Genomic DNA, 15,950 nt, shown 5'->3' with positions numbered 1-15,950 from the left:
GATCGACGATGGATGCCGTTCGACAGAGGCAGCGGCCGACCCAGGGTCGTAGCATCCGTCCGCACCGCTGGCAACCCCACCTCGATTTCATGCTCGGTCACAGGTGGCGCGCATACGATTGCGCGACCGCACGACGAAGGAGACGAGAATGACCGACACCCAGGGAAACTCCGAAGCCACACGGGCGGCACGAGACGCCGCCGAGCGAGTGCGCATGTCGGCCGCCGACGGTGCAGAGTCGTTCGGCGCCACGGCGGAGCACATCGCTGACGAGGTCTCGACTGGCGCGCAAACCACGAAGAGCGATGTCGCGGGAACCGTGAGCGACCTCGCAGACACGGTGAGCGAGAAGGTCGGGGACGTCGTCGATGGAGCCAAGAGCGCTGCGACCGAGGCGAGGGCCGCGGCCGGAAAAGCCGCCGATGCCGCCGTCGATGCCGCGAAGGCCGCAACCGCGAGTATCAAGGATGTGGCCGACAACGTCGACTTCGACAGCCTTGTCGCCCAGACCAAGACGGTCGCGGGAGAGTGGACGGACAAGCTGAAGCAGATCTATCGCGAGCGCCCCGGCGTGGTGATCGCCGCAGCCGCGGGCGCTGTGGTGGTGCTGGGCGCGATCGTGCGTTCGATCGGTCGTCGCTGACACCCACTGTCGATGCTCAAGACCCGTCCGTAGGCGTGCAGTGGACGAAAGCCACCCCGTCGGCGCGCAACGAGCAGATCGAGAGCGTGGAGCGGCTCGGCGAAGGCCGCCCGTCATCTCGCCGGCGCGCGGCGATGCGGTTGGGATAATCGCGCCATGTATGGGGAACGCATAGCCAAATGGGAGAAGGCGGTTGAATGGCCGCTCACCCTCGCCGCCGTCCTTTTCCTTGCCGCCTACGCCATACAGATCATCGCCCGACCGGACGGGCTCTTGAACCTCTGGTGCGAGATCGTCTTGGTCGCAACGTGGGCCGTATTCGTTGTGGACTATGTTGTTCGGCTGGCGATCACCCAGCACCGGTGGCGGTGGTTCTACCGGCACCTGCTCGACCTCGCGATTGTCGTGCTGCCGATGCTGCGTCCGCTGCGGCTGATGCGGTTCCTCACCGTCCTCGCTCTGCTCGGGCGCGGCACCGGCAACATGCTCCGCGGCCGCGTTGTCCTGTACACGGTCGGTGCCACCGTCCTCGTCGTGTTCATTGCGGCGCTATCGGTGTTCGACGCGGAGCGCGGCGTGGGTGACATCGACACTTTTCCGGATGCGGTGTGGTGGGCGTTCGTAACCATCACCACCGTGGGATACGGCGACTACTATCCGGTGACAGCTGCCGGACGGATCGTCGCGGTCGGGCTGATGATCGGCGGCATCGCGCTCATCGGTGTGGTCACCGCCACGCTCGCGTCCTGGATCGTGGAGCGGGTTTCGGACCAGACGAATAAGGCGGTGTCCGCGACCGAGGCGCAAGTCGAAGAACTGCGCAGCGAGATCGTCGAGCTCAAAGAGATGATCCGGGAGTTGCGCCCTACCGCCTGAGCGGTCGCGCAGATCTACGGCGCAGAAGCTGGTACGGGCGCTACTGTGTGGCCCATGGATGCGTCTGTGGGGATGACGTTCTGGGCTGGGGTTGTCGTCGGGGTGCTGTGGGGGATGCTGCTGATGATCGTCGGCCGCTGGGCGATCAGCGCGTCGAAGCGCGCGAGCCGGCGGCGTCGGCAACGGCGTTACCTCAAGTCGTCCAGACGCGACCCGCTGCCACAGCTATGGGCGACCGGAGCCGGATACCCTGACGCCGGCGCAAAGGGAACCGCACGGCGGGCACCCGGCGGGCTCGACGATTATCGCGAGGGACGCCGGAAACGCCCGGACTTCAACCCAAGCCCCGGTCCCCGAGACTGGTAGAGCGTTCGAGGCGCCCCCGGGCTATGCAGGCGGATGCTCCGGGGCGCGCAGCCGTGGTGGGGCCGAATCGGGCTGGGCTCTACGCGGCGGCTCTTTCGTGCAGAGGTCGGCGCCGCAGTGATGCGGAGACGATTGCAGGGGTGTTGTACTCCTGGTCCATCCGGCCGACGCCTGTGCCGGGCGGGACGATGGCGTCGATCCGGTCCATCAGGTCGTCGGACAGGGACATATCGGCTGCGGCGAGTAGGTCATCGAGTTGCTCCATCGTGCGTGGGCCGATCAGCGCCGCGGTCACGCCGGGGTGGGCGATGACGAACGCGAGCGCCATATGGGTCAGCGACATGCCTGCCTCCTGGGCCAGGGGGATGAACTCCTCGACCGCGTCGATGCGGCGTTCGTCTCGCAGGGCGGCGAACAGGCGGGTGCGGCGCAGGTCGGTCTCCTGACCGCGGCGGACTCGTCCGGTGAGCATTCCGCTGGCGAGCGGGCTCCAGATGACCGTGCCCATGCCGTATCGCTGGGCGACCGGCAGTACCTCGCGCTCAATGGTGCGGTCGAGCAGGGAGTAGTGCGGCTGCTCTGTGCGGAATCGCTCGAGCCCGCGCCGTTCGGCGACCCACTGCGCCTCGACGATCTCCGATGCCGGCATATCGGACGATCCGATCGCGCGCACCTTTCCGCTGCCCACGAGATCGCTCAACGCCGAGAGGGTCTCCTCGATGTCGGTTTCAGGGTCGGGCCGGTGCATCTGGTAGAGATCGAGGTGGTCGGTCTGCAGCCGTCGCAATGAGTTCTCGACCGCGGTCATGATCCAGCGACGCGAGCCGCCTTGATGATTCACGTCGTCGCCGATCGGGCGGGCGAACTTCGAGGCGAGGACGACCTCGTCGCGTCGTCCCTTCAACGCACGGCCGAGCATCTCCTCGGAGTCGCCGTACGCGTCGGCCGTATCCACGAAATTGATGCCGGCGTCCAGAGCGCGTGCGACCATCCGGTTCACCTCGTCTTGATCGCTGTTGCCAAACGAGCTGAACATCATCGCGCCCAGCGCGAAGGGCGAGACGTGGATGCCGGTGCGGCCGAGCGGTCGGTACTTCATTGCTTCCTCCATAACACGAGATCCGTAAGAGCCGATATGCTCCTGTAAGCGGAACGGTCGTCCGCAACTATACGGAACGTTGTTCCGTTTGTCACGTCTGAGGGTCCGAATGAGTGCGCATGACACGCCCACTGGTGCAGTCCGACGCAAGCGAGCGGATGCGGTGCGCAACACCGAGACAGTGCTCGAGGCCGCCAAAGCGGTCTTCGCGGAATCGGGTGTCGATGCCCCGATGCGCGAAATCGCCGCCCGGGCGGGAGTCGGCGTCGGCACGATCTACCGCAACTATCCGCAGCGCTCGGACCTGATCGTCGCCGTCTTCCGTCGCGAACTCGATGCCACCGCCGCTGAGGCGGATCGCCTGCTGTCCGAGTACCCGCCCGCACAAGCGCTGCGGTCGTGGGCTCAGAGTCTCGCTCGGTTCGTCGCGACCAAGCGCGGCTTCGCAAGCGCGCTCCACTCCGGCGACCCCGCCTACCAGCCGTTGCCGGCGCAGTTCCTCGGGGTCCTCGCGCCCAAGGTCCAGGCCATTTTGGATGCAGGGGCCGCGGATGGAACCATCCGCAGCGACATCCGGGCCGACGACCTCATCCGGGCTCTCAGCCGTCTCGCCGACGATCCCGCCGATCCGGATGACCGCGCCACAGGAATGACCGACGTCTTGCTCGATGGATTGATCGTGGTGGCGCCGCTAGAAGGCTAGCTGGCCTGAGCGGCGGCCCGCGTTGCGGCATACGCGGTCGCGAACGGCTCTGTCATCCTGAACTCCGACTTGGACTTCGGGCTCATCGGGCTCGCCACGCGGGGTGCGGTCCGCTAGGAGTACGTGGCGGCCGGGGACTTCTGTAGACGGTGGCGGGGGACACATTGAACAGCTCGGCGATCTCAGTCTGGGTGTACTCACCTCGGTCCTGGACGTCGAACAGGAGCTTTCGCTGCGTCATCGACAGCGTCGGTTGCTTGCCCTTCAGGTGACCCTTCGCACGCGCCACCGCCATCCCTTCTTCGTTGTCAGTTCGTCGGCGATCTCGCGTGCGTCCTTCACCGATCGCGCGAGCCGGTCGAGTTTGGTGACTACGAGCGTGTCACCTTCCCGGACGGCTGCGAGTGCTTCGCGCAGTCCGGGCTTGGCCCGGTTGGTGCCGGTCAGCCCGTGATCGATGTAGATGTTCGAATCGAGGACTCCCAGTCGCAGTAGTGCCGCTCGCTGCGAGGTGAGGTCTTGATCCGCCGTGGAGACCCTGGTGTCGCCAATCAGTATTCCGTTCATGCCGCCGACGGTGCCACCGCCACAGCAGAGTCGCACCCGGGTTGGATGGTCTTGCGAGCGAGGAGTTTCCGCCTGCGCAAGAGGGACGCCCGAGCGCGCGCGAGCAATACTTCGGTTGCCCGCTGCCACGTTCGGGCCTCGACGGTCGAGCATGATCATGCGCGGCACGGCCGGCCTTCAAGAACTGGATGTCGGAACGTCGTGGTCTACTGTGAGACCACGACAGCAGGAGGTCTCCATGGCACCCGTGATCGATGTCTCACGCGACGAGCTCATCGCCCGCCGCACCGAGGTTCTGCGTCGCATCGAGCTGAGCGAGAGCGAGTTCGAGCACGCAAGAGAAACCCGCAGTCTGTCTAGCGATGAGTGGGAAGCCAAGGAGGAACTCGAGGAAATCGCGTTCCTCCTCGGTGACGAGGGCTAACCTCCGTTCGTGGACCTCAATGCCAGCGCAGGGAACTTTGCTGAAGAGGTTCAAGACACGCTCGAAGGCGTCCTGCCCGGGCCGTTCCAGATCGTGTCGATCTCTCATGCCGGTCGCTATGTCGTGCGCCCAGCCGGTAAGGAGCCGTCAAAGCAGCACATTCCGCTGAGTATCGATGGAGCCGTCCTGGCGACACTGGGGGTCCAGATTTACCTCGGGCTGGACAGTTCCGGCAAGTACCCAAAGGCGTGGAAGTCGAAAATTGCCGTCCACTCCACCCTCGATCGCACGCCGCTCGTCCGCCAGGAGTTTGACGCGGGGATGACGACCGCTGTTCCCATGGCGCACTGGCACGTGCACGCCGACCGAGGATCACTCCCGCACCTTCTCGGTCGGGCCCACGCCGTCCTCCCCGACATCGTCACCAAGCCCCACGACATGTCGTCACTCCACTTCCCCGTCGGCGGAGAGAGGTTCCGCCCTTGTCTCGAGGACGTACTCGAGTTCCTCGCGCGAGAGTTCGGGATTGACCGTCAACCTCGATGGGAGACGGCAATTCGCGACGGGCGCGAGAAGTGGCGCAGGATGCAGGTTCGCGCCACTGTCCGCGACCTTCAGGACGAAGCCGCGGATGTATTGGTGAAGCACGGGTGGACAGTGGCTGCGCCGGCCGAGCCACGCTCGCAAGGGGCCGGAGTTCTGTTCCGCTGGTGATCCTCAAGCGGGCACCCGCACGGTGAAGAGCGCTGGCCGCGCATGTGATCGCCTCACGTGGTTCGCTGAGCAGGATCGTTCGCTGTTGCTCAGCCGCACCCACTTCGGGTCGAGCACGGGGAGGGACCCTTCCGTGTCGCGCTGGGAGACGCCGAGCACGAACGCCTCATCAGTGCCGTCACTCTGCGGACGATTGCCATCCGCACCTGGATCTCGTCCGAGCCGGATGATCTGACGAATCAATCTGACCGTCACTCGAGATCTCACTTGACTGCTGCGCTGGTGACAGCGGGTCGAGTTCGCCGTATTCTGGCGCGAAGTCTCGCATTCTGGGGGGTGCGAAATGGCGAACACGCTCGAGATTGCACCGCAGCGCGTTGCGTCCGGCGAAAGATCTGCACGGCTGAGGACGTCATGGCTGATCGTCCCCGCGCTGGTCCTCGGCTGGGCTTCGTTCGTCGCCGTTGGACAGGTCGATCGTCTTCTCGGAGATGTGGTCGGCGCGAACCGGGCTGTCTACAGCCTGAGCGAAGTCATCGGGTTCACGCCCTGGGTTGCGAGCTCGGCATGGGAAACTTGGAGTTCCGCGGGAGCGGAGGATGCGCGGGCCTTCGCTGCAATGCACAGCGGCTGGGATCTTGTCTTCATCATTTGCTACGTCTTCCTCCTCCAGCGGTTGATCACTCGGTGCGCCGGGGGTGCCACGAAGAATGTTCGCCACGTGTACCGGGGACTCGTCTGGGCCATCGCGGGCTTTGATGTTCTTGAGAACGTAGCGATCTTCTACATCGCCGCCGAAATGGCTCCCGACGTTCCGGGTGACCTCGGTTGGGCAGTGATAGCTCAGGCGATGTTCACGGGATTGAAGTGGGCCGCGACGATCACATTCGCGGCCTTCGTTCTCTTCGGCGACGCGTTGGGGGTGACTGTTCGAGCGTTCGTTAAGCGTCTTGTCGCGGGACTGTACGCGCAACGACTGGGTCTGATCCTGGTCGTCGGGTTCGCCTACCTGGCGCTGTCAGGGAACGGTGACCTCGCCGAACAGATCCCCGATGTGTATCGCGGTTGGTTTGATGCCATCGGTACGACGAACCCGCTGGACAATGGACTGGGTCACGCGATCTGGGCGGCTATCGCTGGAACTGTTGTTCTGGGAGGTCTCGTCTACTTCGGTCGACAACGGGGGCGACGGTACGTGCTGGGCGAACCGCCCGTAAAGCCTCCCGCTCTCCTGAGGGCATGGTGGATCGCAGCGAGCGTACTCTTTATCCTCGGGCTTACTGCTCTGATATGGGCGGGTGTGGTCGCACTGCCGGCGATCGTAGGGCTGCTAGCGGTCCTCGTAACCGTCCCGTTCCTATCCCGTCTGATTCGCCGACGGTTCAAGAGGATCACCACCCTCGAGCCAATACTCCGTCGGGACGTCCGAGCCCTCGCGCCAGCAGCCTTCTGGGCGGGCGATGCGATCGCGGTCACTTGGATAGCTGCCGGGCTTCTGGGCCCCTTCGCCGCGATGGTGCCGGTGATTTCCCTGACACCGCTCGGGCAATTCGAGGGCACCCGCCTCGAGGACCATATGGGTTCGGTCACGTTCTTCACCTTTGCAGCTCTCATCATCGCGATGGGCGCAGCAACGCTCGCCTGGTGGGCGCTCCAACGGCGCTTTGCCGTTTGTGCGAAGCCGATCGCGGCAGACGCGGCATCGCCCCCCGAGCAGATTCCGGCAGGCGCATCGAGCGCCGGCGATCGAACCGTTGACGTGCCGACGCCGCGCCATCGGCGGCGGCGGACTGCGGACGCCGCGCGGAGCGCCCCGCCAGCTGCCACGTTCTTCGATGAAGCGCTGAGCCGGACTCGACCGGAAACGGCCAAGCCTCGGAGTCTTCAGCTGCTTGAGATTGGCAGTCTGCTCGCTTGCCTTGCCACGGTTGTGACGTTTGCATTGCTACCGGCTCAAGCGGGACCCATAGCCGGCCCCCTCGCAGTCGTCGTACTGCTCATCGGTGCGTGGACGGGCATCGCGGGCGGTGTTGTGCTGTTGCTAGGCGAGCGTCGACCCCCGGAGTTGTTTACGGTCCTCAGGCTCCGCTCGACACCGGTGGTGGCCATAGGAATCGCCCTCCCGATCGTCGTCGGGTCCATGTTCCCCACCGCCGACCCCCACGCTATTCGTCTGCAGGAGAACCTGGAGCTGCCTCACGATCGCCCGACCATCCGAAAGGCGCTCGGGGAGTGGAGCAAGACCGCTTGTGCACTCGACGGGCCAGGGAACGTCCACGTCCAGCCACTGATCGTCATTGCTGCTGAGGGCGGCGGGATACGGGCCGCGACATGGACAGTGGACATCCTCCGTGAGCTGTTTGAACCAGATTCAGACTGCGCGGCGAATGCAGTCTTTGCCTCTGCCGGTGCCAGCGGGGGAAGCGTCGGTCTGGCCATGTTCGCAACCTCCACCACGACAGATAAGCACAAGGTGACCGTAGCCGAGGCGTCCCGCCCGGACGCTCTCGGCACAGACATGGCCGCGATGCTTTCGGGTGAGGCGATAACGGCGGTGACGGGCATCCGCTTGCCTATCCTCGGCGCCGCAGCCGACAGGACAGATCGGGCCGCGCTACAGGAGCTTGAGTGGGAGCAAGACGGCGCCCACCAGCTTGAGCAGCCGTTCGCCTCAGGGTGGAACCCCGGAACCGGATTCGTCGTATTCAACTCGACCGATTCAGTCTCGAACTGCAAGGTGGTCATTAGCCAACTAAAACTTTCGTCGTACACGACTGGGTCTTCACAGTGCGCCGGACCGGACGCAGCCCTCACGCATTCAGTCGACCTGATCAGCCACCGCGGAACCGACTGCCGCGCCGGGATGTCGTGGGCGACGGCATCATTCCTTTCCGCTCGATTCCCCTTCGTGAGCCCTTCAGGGCGACTCACAGGAGGGAAGATCCCAGCTGGGTGCGCCGCTTCGTGGGACATGCAACTGCTTGACGGAGGACTGCTCGACAACAGCGCCCTCGGAACTGTGTCAGACATGATGCCGGAACTCCTCGGCTCCGTTCGCGACAGGAACAGTGCAGCGGCGTCAGGTACTCCAAACCACCCGCTCATCGTGCCGTTGGTGCTTTTCGTATCCAACGGCCCGGGCTCCGACGTCCTTGGCGCTAGCGGACGTGCACGCCCCGAGTGGGTTGCACCGATTGCAACGCTCATATCGGCGAAGGGAGCCCAGCTTGAGCCGGCAGCGTGGCTCAGCCGGCTTTCCGACCAGCTTCAAGGGCGCGCCGTTTGTGAAAGATCAGACTGGAAGTGCTGGGTCGCGCTGAACGCAGTGCACCGCCAGGTAGCGCACGGCGTAGCGGTGGCGTCGCAGGCCACCGAGCCATCCACATCCGTCCCTTTGGGCTGGACTCTTTCCTGGTTCTCCCGCAGCAGACTGGGTGACGCTGCGGAAGAACAGGGCGACTGCATAGACCCATCCCCCGACGAATCCGTGCCCTGCCGCGCGAGCGGGGACTACTCAACCCTGGGCGCCTTGATAAACCTCTTCACCGAGATGCCACGGGTGGAACGTGGAAACAAGCAGTAGTTGTCGGCTTCCGTCGACGACTGAGCGATTGCAGCGACATGCCACATCCCCGTGCGAAATATCGGATCCTGTTCTCTCCGATCCGCTTGCGGGCATCGCCCGTTTACGGGCATCGTGCGCATGAGGTTGGTCCCGGGCGGGGCTGAGCGCGTGCGGTAGGCATCCGCTTTCGAACACTGCCCGATCGGGGGACGGCCGAGTGCAACGTCACGATCGTCGGGATCCACCCGAGTGCGGGAATCCTCGTTAGGCCGACTCGTCACGGGCTGGCGGCCGGATCATCAGCACACTCGAGACACCGCCCTGATTCACGCAGTCCTGAGCGAAGTCGTGAACGTGCCAGCAGTAGTCCAGCGCCGGCTCCACGGCACTCACGGTGGTCTCGACCGGCGTGTAGCGATGCAACGGTACCGAAACACCGTCGTAAGTGAAGCCCATGTTGTCCTTGGTCAGGATCGTTAATGACTGCTCGCCGGTCCATTCGACCCCAAGGCGCACGTCGTACTCGTCGTTGCCCGTGGCCTCCGCGGCCGTCCTCGCTAGTGCCAGTAGATCCGCAATGGCGCACTCAATCGCGACAGACTCCACCTGCCAGCCATCGAAATACCCATCGCTGCTCATCCGATGACCGCCGACAGCGGCAGCGACAGTCACGGAGCCGTCATGGTGGACACTAATCCACGCTTCCCTCCAGACCGAGCGATCGCCGGTAGCGGTGTTCACTGCAACCCAGCGCCGCAACCCCGGACGCGGATTGTCACGGTCGACGTTCTCGAGCGGGTGGACGCCCCGCGACCGGCGTACGTCAGGGCCAGCCCGACGGTCTTCGTCAAGACCCCCCGCGCTTCGTCGCGGGTCAGCCGGTCGCGACGGCGAGAGATGCGAGGGTGAGCTACGGCGATCAGCCACGCGCGCTTGTCCGTGTCCCTGCCCGCCGCGGCCTCGTCGTACAGTGCGTCCAATGCCTCGGTCGCGTGCCGGCGTTCCTCGAAGCGAGCGCGGTACATCGCCTCGATCTGCCGTTCCTTCATCCACACGGTGTCCGAGTCGTTTCGCACCGGGGCGGCGAAGTAGTCGTTCTTGTAGATCAGGTGCGGCCCGTCGACGCTCGGCGGCACCTCTACGACGACGGCTCGGCGCCCTGTGGTGCCGAGCCGATGCACGTTGAGCCCGAAGACGGGCGGAGAGATAGCAGTGATCGCCGCGCTCCGCAGGGACCGCTCGTAGGCCTCATCGAGTTCACCCACGTCGACTCGTTTGGTCGCCGCCTTCTGCGATTCCCGCACACCGAAGACAATGATGCCGCCTCCGCTGTTCGCCATCGCGGCAACGTCCTTCGGGAAATCTGTTTGGGGTAGGCCTTTCGTCGGCGGCAGTTCGGACTTCCAATCCAGATCGCTGGCTTCCGTGACGCCCGCGGCCACTGCGTCGTCGAGCAAGTCGTCAGTCAGTGGTCCCGGGGCGATTCCCAGCACGCGATGCAGCGCAGTGAACGTCATGACCCCAGCGTAGGGAGAACGCTCAGACAAGAGGCGCTGCCGACGATTGCGCCCGGGAGTCACCGTCAGCTTCCAGCGATCGGCATTCCCATTCGTGCGGTGAGCTCTGAGGGACGCTATCGTGCGTTGCTCCTTGCGCGGGCTCAAGCAGAGCCGCCTCTGCGGAGTCGGAGCGGCGCCGCGGGGTTCCGGCACGGGTTATGAGTACTATCTCCGCATGGGGAAGCGCTCGGGCAACGACTCGCGCTGCTGCGTCCCGGCGAACCCCCCTCACCAATGGGTGGATTTTCAAGACGAATCTCGACCAGCCGTACTCGACTACGAGGCTTGGTTTGCTTCGCTTGCGCCTTTCGCGCGACACCACGAGCTCGGCGAGGTCGACGATCTCTTGGACGCCGCAGCCAACGGAAAGCTCTGGGACTCAGGGGATGCCACGACTCCAATCAAGCCCATCCGCGAGAATCCCGAGATCTATGAACTGCGTCGCACAGCCTTGTCGAAGAAGCTTCGGTTCTACCATGGCGAGCCCGCCGTCCTGCCAGGCTCGCTCGTGCGCCTGAATCGTCATATCAAGTCCGACGAGCAGGGCCAACAGATCGAGATCGAGTTCGCTGCGCGAAGGTATGTTTCCGGCGCCTCCACAAGCTGGAACTAGCGGTAGCACAACCTCCAGGTTGTGTGGTTATGATGTGGTCATGTCCGTCACACCCATCCGCGGCATTCTCTCAGCGGCGGTCTCACCGTTTGCCACCGTCCGCGCGCGCGCCAAAGTACTTGCTCGTGAGGACCGTGAACTCCGTTCGGAGCTCATCCGCATTCGCCGAGAGCTCGGACTTACGCAGGCCGACATTGCTGAGCGGATGGGTGTGTCACCGCAAGCGGTTCAGAAGCTCGAGCGATACGACGCTGACCCAAAGTTGTCCACATTGCGACGCTATGTCAACGCGGTTGGCGCACTTGTGCAGCACGACGTCTCGATCGACGACGGTCAGTCGCTCGCGTTGGCGGCGAGCGACGCTTGGACCGGCACTGGCTATGCGCGCCGCGTGATTCCTACGACTGTTGCATCCGCCCCGGCCGCCTCGGCAGCCATATGGTCGGCTGAAAGTCACCGCCAGAGCGACTTTGTGCTCGCTGCAGGGCATTGAGCGATGTCAGACGAGCTCTCGAGCGAGGACAAGGAAGCTGTACTTCGGCTCGTCCGGCACTCGACTTTGACTGAGATTCGCTTCGACGAGCTGAATGCGCGTCGGTATGGGATCACGTCTGATGACATCGCGCCCGACAAGGGACAGTTTGAAGTCGGAGTGCAATATCGCATCGACGGAGAAGGGTTCGGATATCGGATCAACGGGGTTCTGAAGACGCAAGTCGGAGAGGCTCGCGTCTCCGTGGCCGCAGAGTACTCGCTCGATGACTACGTGCCGGAACGACGGCATGTCATTCTCTTCGGGAACGAGGTCGCTATCATGGCCGCATTCCCATACTTCCGAGAGGGCTTCTGGACAGTGACCGGCAGAGTCTTCGGAGAGCCGATCAACCTTCCGATCGCGGAGCGTGGAGTGTTCACTTTCGACGTTGAGGCGGAGCTCGCTGCGGCGCTTGGCTAGTTCGACGCCTCGACTGGGTAAGCGCAATCAGGTTTGGGTGTCTTGATGGGATGCGACCCGTCTAGGTTCCTATCTGAGAACGTGTGAACGCGAGCGGGCGAGTTTGCCAAGCATGTCGTGATTAGGCTGACCGCGTGACTGCCCCTGCATCAGCGAAGTCCGATCACGGCTCGACGAGCACGCGGGCAAACTTCTGGCTCCTCGCGTCACTTGGCGTCATCGCATCGGCCGTCGCGTGGGCATGGTACGGATTCGCTCAATTCGAGGCGCAGACGGAACAGCCCAAGGCGCTATCCGCCGACACGACGATGGCAGGTTTCGCGGAGGTCATCGGGGGCGTGCCGCTCATCCTCGCCCACCTCATCGGGCTCATTCTGCTGCTGGTGGTGGGATGGTGGGCATATGGCAGGCGCGGCATCGCCTTGGCGATGGTCGCGGTGATCGTTGCCTCCGGGATCGGGATCATCGTCGCGCAGATCCTCTGGGGCGGCGAACTGTTCCAACTTGGAATCAACAACAACACCTACATCCCGTGACAGGCGATCGCGGCGCGGCCCTCGCCGGCATCGCGTCGCTTGGCTCGCGGCTCGAATGCCGGTCGCCGAGCGGGCGGCCATTCCGAGGTTCGTGAGCGGCGACTGCTGTGGGCTAATGGCGCCGCGCGTGCGAAGACGCCCACCCGGACCCCGGGTCACGCGAATTTGGCGTTCGGTCCGTACACGTGTGCGGAGACGACAGCGTCATGGGTCAGGACGTGGTCAACCAGCGCCCAGAAATCCCCGACCATCGGATGTGTCAGGGCTTCCTCCCGGGTCAACTTCTGGCCGAAGGTGGCCGATTCATCGAAGGCGGCTGCCGCCGTAACCAAGGAGGCTGCCGGCTCGCTTTTTCCTTCGACCGTGCCGACACGACAGCCGAACGTGACGTGGTCATCGGCGCCGTCCGCCCATGTCGGTGAGAACACCGCATCAATCCATACTTCGTGACCTTCGTGGTGGTAGCAGGAGGCGAAGTAGATGGCATGCGCGTCACCGTTCTGGTAGATGAAGCCGGCCACGCGCGTCATCGGTTCCCCGCAGTGGTGGCACGTCGCTTCGGTGACTCTCGCCCCAGGTTCGATCTCCAGCACGAGCTCTATTCTGGCGCGCTATCCGGTCGGCGCTCGGAACTGCTGCTCGATCGGGTGCGGCGGAGCACGTTCGAACGGATCGGTGGAAGCAACCGTGGCGTGCGTAGCCACGTAGCGCAAAACTCCGGCCGATTGGCTCGTTCGACGGTCCGAGTTCGGGCGCGGTTTCACGTGAATCCTGAAGTCAAGGAGGTCTCGCGAGCGCGATTTGCGGGTTCTGCCAGGATTGCCGGGATGGATGAGATCAGAGGAATTGCGTTCGCCGGCTATCGGAGCTTCGGCACGTCGGAGCTCGTAAGGCTGTCACCGCTCGAGCGGGTGAACCTGATCGCGGGGCGGAACAACGCAGGTAAGTCCAATGTGCTGAGGGCACTCCATCGACTATCGAGCGCCAAGGAGGGCGTCGAGGACATCAACGTCAGTGGGGCGTGGGACACACCCGCGGGCGAACCGGATGCGCCGTGGCACGCTATCGGATACGACGTTGACTCTGTACTCGAACGGCTCAAAGCCGCGTCCGGTCAATCCTTCGGATCACTGCAGGCATTGCTCTCGAGTGCACCGTTCGTCGTCGACGACTTCCCAGGGTTTATCTGGTTCGAACGAACCGGCATGAAGGCCGGGAGTGGGGAACTGGTACCGGACTTCGCAGCTCGCGCGATCGACGGCTCGCGGGGCACGTACACGAATATTGCGCGAAACTGGCTCGGCCAATGGGGACACGACGACTCGTACAACGTAAGGCCGGTGCTCGCGAAGGTGATGGATTCGTTACCGCCGTTCCCCCCGGTACGGACCGTCGCAGGGTTTCGGGAGATCTCGGACCAGGCGGCTGGCACGTCGACGCTCACCGGACGAGGGATCAGGCGGTCGCTCCTCGAGCTGCAATCACCTGTCTCGGCGCGCCTTGAGGACAAGCAGATCTTCGCTAGGGTCCAACGCTTCGTCCGGGATGTGCTGGAAGACGCCGACCTCGCGATTGAGATCCCTCATGACGCGAGCACTATTCACATCACGCAGGGCGGTCGGACGCTCCCAATCGAGAGCTACGGGACTGGTGTTCATGAGGTGATCATCTTGGCGGCCGCGGCGACCATCGTCCGTAGATCCATCGTGTGTCTCGAGGAGCCAGAGATCCACCTCCACCCGCTCCTGCAACGCAAACTTCTCCGCTATCTCCACGCCGAGACCGACAATCGGTACGTCGTCGCGACCCATTCCGCGCATCTACTCGACTCGTCGCTGGGCTCGATCTTCCACGTCCAATTGGTCGATGGGAGATCCTGGATGTCATACGCAGGCACGGCATCCAAGCACAGCGCGATCTGCGCGGATCTCGGCTATCGGCCATCCGATCTCGTACAAGCTAACGCGGTCATTTGGGTCGAGGGTCCTTCGGACAGGATCTACCTGAAGTGGTGGCTCGAACACGTGGCGCCGGGCGAGTTCTTCGAAGGAATCGACTACTCGGTGATGTACTACGGCGGGAGTCTCCTGAAGGGTCTGTCAGCGCTCGATGAGAGCGAGGTCGACGACTTCATCTCGTTGAGAAAGCTAAACCGTCACATGGTCGTCCTCATGGACAGCGACCGAAGCAACGGTAGGTCACCGCTGAGCGAATCGAAGATCCGCGTGCAAAATGAGTTGGCCGAGGATCCCGCCACAGGGATGGCGTGGGTCACTCACGGGTACACGATCGAGAACTACGTTGCCTGGGATCAACTCGCGCCGGCGATCAGAGCCGCGCACCCGCGGGCAAACATCCGCGAGCAGGCGCCCTCACGGTGGGAGAACCCGCTTGCCGCGCCAATCATCGATACGAAGCAGCCCAGCAAGGTCGCGATCGCGCAACGTGTTGTGGAAGCACCACCCTTGGAGCTTCCACACGATCTCACGGCGAAGCTGAGCGAGCTCGTATCCCTCATTAGGCGCGCAAACGCGACATAAGTCGATGGCGCCCAGGCGGGTGTCCGAGGACTGCCCGCGTCCGGAACGGAGCCTCGACACGGATTTCCTCCGCATTGTCGTCGCTGGGCTCGAAAGTCGGTCGCTGCGCGAGCGGCCCGAGATGAGCTCAGCGAGTGAGACGATTGCGGACGTGTCTACTCAGGTCGCGAACGCGCTACGACTCGAGATGATGCGGCGCATGAATGACGGATGGTCGATGTCGCAGCTCTCTGCGGATCGCTTGACGATGCGTCACCTGGTCTCGCCACCTGTATGGCGGGTAGCCCTCGCTGCGATCAATCCCGTCGAGTGGGTGAGCGGTCCGATGTGGCCCGAGGTGCATCGCGTGCTACACGTCTGGCCAGACGAAGCGGGGATCCTCCATCGGCGCACGACCGGTGACATTCCCGCTCGCTGGCCACAGACGCACAGCTGGGAGATCGAAGACGGACCCATCGCGACCCGCCCCTAAGCGGGTCGATCATCGGCAGGCGAACTCGTGTCGGGTCGGGCTCATAGCCGGTCGCAGTGCCATCCATACGGAGCGCTAATGAGGCCGGCGGCGTAGAGCCAGAGCAAGACGCCAACGGCTAGGCAGATGAGTGCAGTTGCTCGCGTCCTCGAGCCGCGACGCAGGGCGAATGCGATTGCTACAGCAGTGATTGCCCCCAGTAACCCCAGCGAGTGAACCACAGTGAACGGAACCGTCCACGGTACGTCCCATCCGGTGATGCACGGGTTCTCGAGAATGTACGTGGTTGCCTCGTTCGAGCCCCATGCTGCGAGGGCA

16 protein-coding genes are annotated in these 15,950 nt (G+C 64.0%); 11 read left to right on the top strand and 5 right to left on the bottom strand.

Features of this window, described 5'->3' with window-relative positions; translation table 11 throughout:
* Positions 1-148 precede the first annotated feature (148 nt).
* Positions 149-643, top strand: a complete 495-nt coding sequence (locus ACN9MP_RS00830; protein ID WP_426323070.1) for a hypothetical protein — start codon at positions 149-151, stop codon at positions 641-643.
* A 156-nt stretch (positions 644-799) separates the two neighbouring features.
* Entirely contained in the window at positions 800-1,519 is a 720-nt protein-coding gene (locus ACN9MP_RS00825) for an ion channel (RefSeq protein ID WP_426323068.1), read from the top strand.
* 445 nt (positions 1,520-1,964) lie between these two features.
* Here ACN9MP_RS00825 and ACN9MP_RS00820 read toward each other — a convergent pair whose 3' ends face one another.
* A complete protein-coding gene (locus tag ACN9MP_RS00820; RefSeq protein ID WP_426326150.1) occupies positions 1,965-2,984 on the bottom strand; it encodes an aldo/keto reductase in 1,020 nt (339 codons plus the stop codon).
* Between the two features lie 109 nt (positions 2,985-3,093).
* Between ACN9MP_RS00820 and ACN9MP_RS00815 the strand changes: the two genes are divergently transcribed.
* Positions 3,094-3,687 (top strand): TetR/AcrR family transcriptional regulator, encoded by a 594-nt coding sequence (locus ACN9MP_RS00815; RefSeq protein WP_426323066.1) that lies wholly within the window; start codon positions 3,094-3,096, stop codon positions 3,685-3,687.
* A gap of 264 nt (positions 3,688-3,951) precedes the next feature.
* Here the strand turns inward: ACN9MP_RS00815 and ACN9MP_RS00810 are convergent, their stop codons facing one another.
* Positions 3,952-4,413, bottom strand: coding sequence for a recombinase family protein (locus tag ACN9MP_RS00810; protein ID WP_426326148.1), 462 nt, complete (start codon positions 4,411-4,413; stop codon positions 3,952-3,954).
* Positions 4,414-4,492: 79 nt separating this feature from the next.
* On the opposite strand from ACN9MP_RS00810, the gene ACN9MP_RS00805 reads away from it, so the two are divergent.
* The 3 genes from ACN9MP_RS00805 to ACN9MP_RS00795 all read left to right on the top strand — a co-directional run bounded on the left by ACN9MP_RS00805 (position 4,493) and on the right by ACN9MP_RS00795 (position 8,975).
* On the top strand, positions 4,493-4,678 hold the full coding sequence (locus ACN9MP_RS00805) for a hypothetical protein (RefSeq protein WP_426323064.1): 186 nt from the start codon (positions 4,493-4,495) through the stop codon (positions 4,676-4,678).
* 9 nt (positions 4,679-4,687) lie between these two features.
* Positions 4,688-5,392 carry a hypothetical protein gene (locus ACN9MP_RS00800; protein WP_426323062.1) on the top strand — a complete coding sequence of 235 codons (705 nt, stop codon included), beginning with the start codon at positions 4,688-4,690 and terminating at the stop codon, positions 5,390-5,392.
* A 343-nt stretch (positions 5,393-5,735) separates the two neighbouring features.
* A complete protein-coding gene (locus tag ACN9MP_RS00795) occupies positions 5,736-8,975 on the top strand; it encodes a hypothetical protein (RefSeq protein ID WP_426323060.1) in 3,240 nt (1,079 codons plus the stop codon).
* Positions 8,976-9,221: 246 nt separating this feature from the next.
* Here ACN9MP_RS00795 and ACN9MP_RS00790 read toward each other — a convergent pair whose 3' ends face one another.
* Together ACN9MP_RS00790 and ACN9MP_RS00785 are read right to left on the bottom strand one after the other, a co-directional pair.
* A complete protein-coding gene (locus ACN9MP_RS00790) occupies positions 9,222-9,629 on the bottom strand; it encodes a hypothetical protein (RefSeq protein WP_426323058.1) in 408 nt (135 codons plus the stop codon).
* 65 nt (positions 9,630-9,694) lie between these two features.
* A complete protein-coding gene (locus ACN9MP_RS00785) occupies positions 9,695-10,474 on the bottom strand; it encodes a helix-turn-helix domain-containing protein (protein WP_426323057.1) in 780 nt (259 codons plus the stop codon).
* 217 nt (positions 10,475-10,691) lie between these two features.
* On the opposite strand from ACN9MP_RS00785, the gene ACN9MP_RS00780 reads away from it, so the two are divergent.
* From ACN9MP_RS00780 to ACN9MP_RS00765, 4 genes are all read left to right on the top strand, one after another.
* Positions 10,692-11,129 carry a hypothetical protein gene (locus tag ACN9MP_RS00780; protein WP_426323055.1) on the top strand — a complete coding sequence of 146 codons (438 nt, stop codon included), beginning with the start codon at positions 10,692-10,694 and terminating at the stop codon, positions 11,127-11,129.
* A gap of 40 nt (positions 11,130-11,169) precedes the next feature.
* The gene (locus tag ACN9MP_RS00775) at positions 11,170-11,622 is read left to right on the top strand and encodes a helix-turn-helix transcriptional regulator (RefSeq protein ID WP_426323053.1); all 453 of its coding nucleotides are present in this window, start codon (positions 11,170-11,172) and stop codon (positions 11,620-11,622) included.
* 3 nt (positions 11,623-11,625) lie between these two features.
* Positions 11,626-12,084 carry a hypothetical protein gene (locus ACN9MP_RS00770; protein ID WP_426323051.1) on the top strand — a complete coding sequence of 153 codons (459 nt, stop codon included), beginning with the start codon at positions 11,626-11,628 and terminating at the stop codon, positions 12,082-12,084.
* A gap of 134 nt (positions 12,085-12,218) precedes the next feature.
* On the top strand, positions 12,219-12,620 hold the full coding sequence (locus tag ACN9MP_RS00765; RefSeq protein WP_426323049.1) for a hypothetical protein: 402 nt from the start codon (positions 12,219-12,221) through the stop codon (positions 12,618-12,620).
* A 155-nt stretch (positions 12,621-12,775) separates the two neighbouring features.
* Here the strand turns inward: ACN9MP_RS00765 and ACN9MP_RS00760 are convergent, their stop codons facing one another.
* Entirely contained in the window at positions 12,776-13,213 is a 438-nt protein-coding gene (locus tag ACN9MP_RS00760) for a hypothetical protein (RefSeq protein ID WP_426323047.1), read from the bottom strand.
* Between the two features lie 234 nt (positions 13,214-13,447).
* Between ACN9MP_RS00760 and ACN9MP_RS00755 the strand changes: the two genes are divergently transcribed.
* A complete protein-coding gene (locus tag ACN9MP_RS00755; RefSeq protein ID WP_426323045.1) occupies positions 13,448-15,160 on the top strand; it encodes an ATP-dependent nuclease in 1,713 nt (570 codons plus the stop codon).
* Positions 15,161-15,950: the final 790 nt, after the last annotated feature.

The organism is Microbacterium sp. E-13 (genome assembly GCF_049912955.1).
Lineage (GTDB): Bacteria > Actinomycetota > Actinomycetes > Actinomycetales > Microbacteriaceae > Microbacterium.
Note: the sequence above shows the minus strand (reverse complement) of the source record. Positions and strands in the feature narration are given on the sequence as shown.

What these genes read in the sequence shown, in the direction of transcription:
- ACN9MP_RS00830 (WP_426323070.1), top strand. Translation starts at nt 149, where the DNA reads ATGACCGACACCCAGGGAAACTCCGAAGCCACACGGGCGGCACGAGAC.
- ACN9MP_RS00825 (WP_426323068.1), top strand. Translation starts at nt 800, where the DNA reads ATGTATGGGGAACGCATAGCCAAATGGGAGAAGGCGGTTGAATGGCCG.
- ACN9MP_RS00820 (WP_426326150.1), bottom strand. Translation starts at nt 2,984, where the DNA reads ATGAAGTACCGACCGCTCGGCCGCACCGGCATCCACGTCTCGCCCTTC.
- ACN9MP_RS00815 (WP_426323066.1), top strand. Translation starts at nt 3,094, where the DNA reads ATGAGTGCGCATGACACGCCCACTGGTGCAGTCCGACGCAAGCGAGCG.
- ACN9MP_RS00810 (WP_426326148.1), bottom strand. Translation starts at nt 4,413, where the DNA reads ATGATCATGCTCGACCGTCGAGGCCCGAACGTGGCAGCGGGCAACCGA.
- ACN9MP_RS00805 (WP_426323064.1), top strand. Translation starts at nt 4,493, where the DNA reads ATGGCACCCGTGATCGATGTCTCACGCGACGAGCTCATCGCCCGCCGC.
- ACN9MP_RS00795 (WP_426323060.1), top strand. Translation starts at nt 5,736, where the DNA reads ATGGCGAACACGCTCGAGATTGCACCGCAGCGCGTTGCGTCCGGCGAA.
- ACN9MP_RS00785 (WP_426323057.1), bottom strand. Translation starts at nt 10,474, where the DNA reads ATGACGTTCACTGCGCTGCATCGCGTGCTGGGAATCGCCCCGGGACCA.
- ACN9MP_RS00780 (WP_426323055.1), top strand. Translation starts at nt 10,692, where the DNA reads ATGGGGAAGCGCTCGGGCAACGACTCGCGCTGCTGCGTCCCGGCGAAC.
- ACN9MP_RS00775 (WP_426323053.1), top strand. Translation starts at nt 11,170, where the DNA reads ATGTCCGTCACACCCATCCGCGGCATTCTCTCAGCGGCGGTCTCACCG.
- ACN9MP_RS00770 (WP_426323051.1), top strand. Translation starts at nt 11,626, where the DNA reads ATGTCAGACGAGCTCTCGAGCGAGGACAAGGAAGCTGTACTTCGGCTC.
- ACN9MP_RS00755 (WP_426323045.1), top strand. Translation starts at nt 13,448, where the DNA reads ATGGATGAGATCAGAGGAATTGCGTTCGCCGGCTATCGGAGCTTCGGC.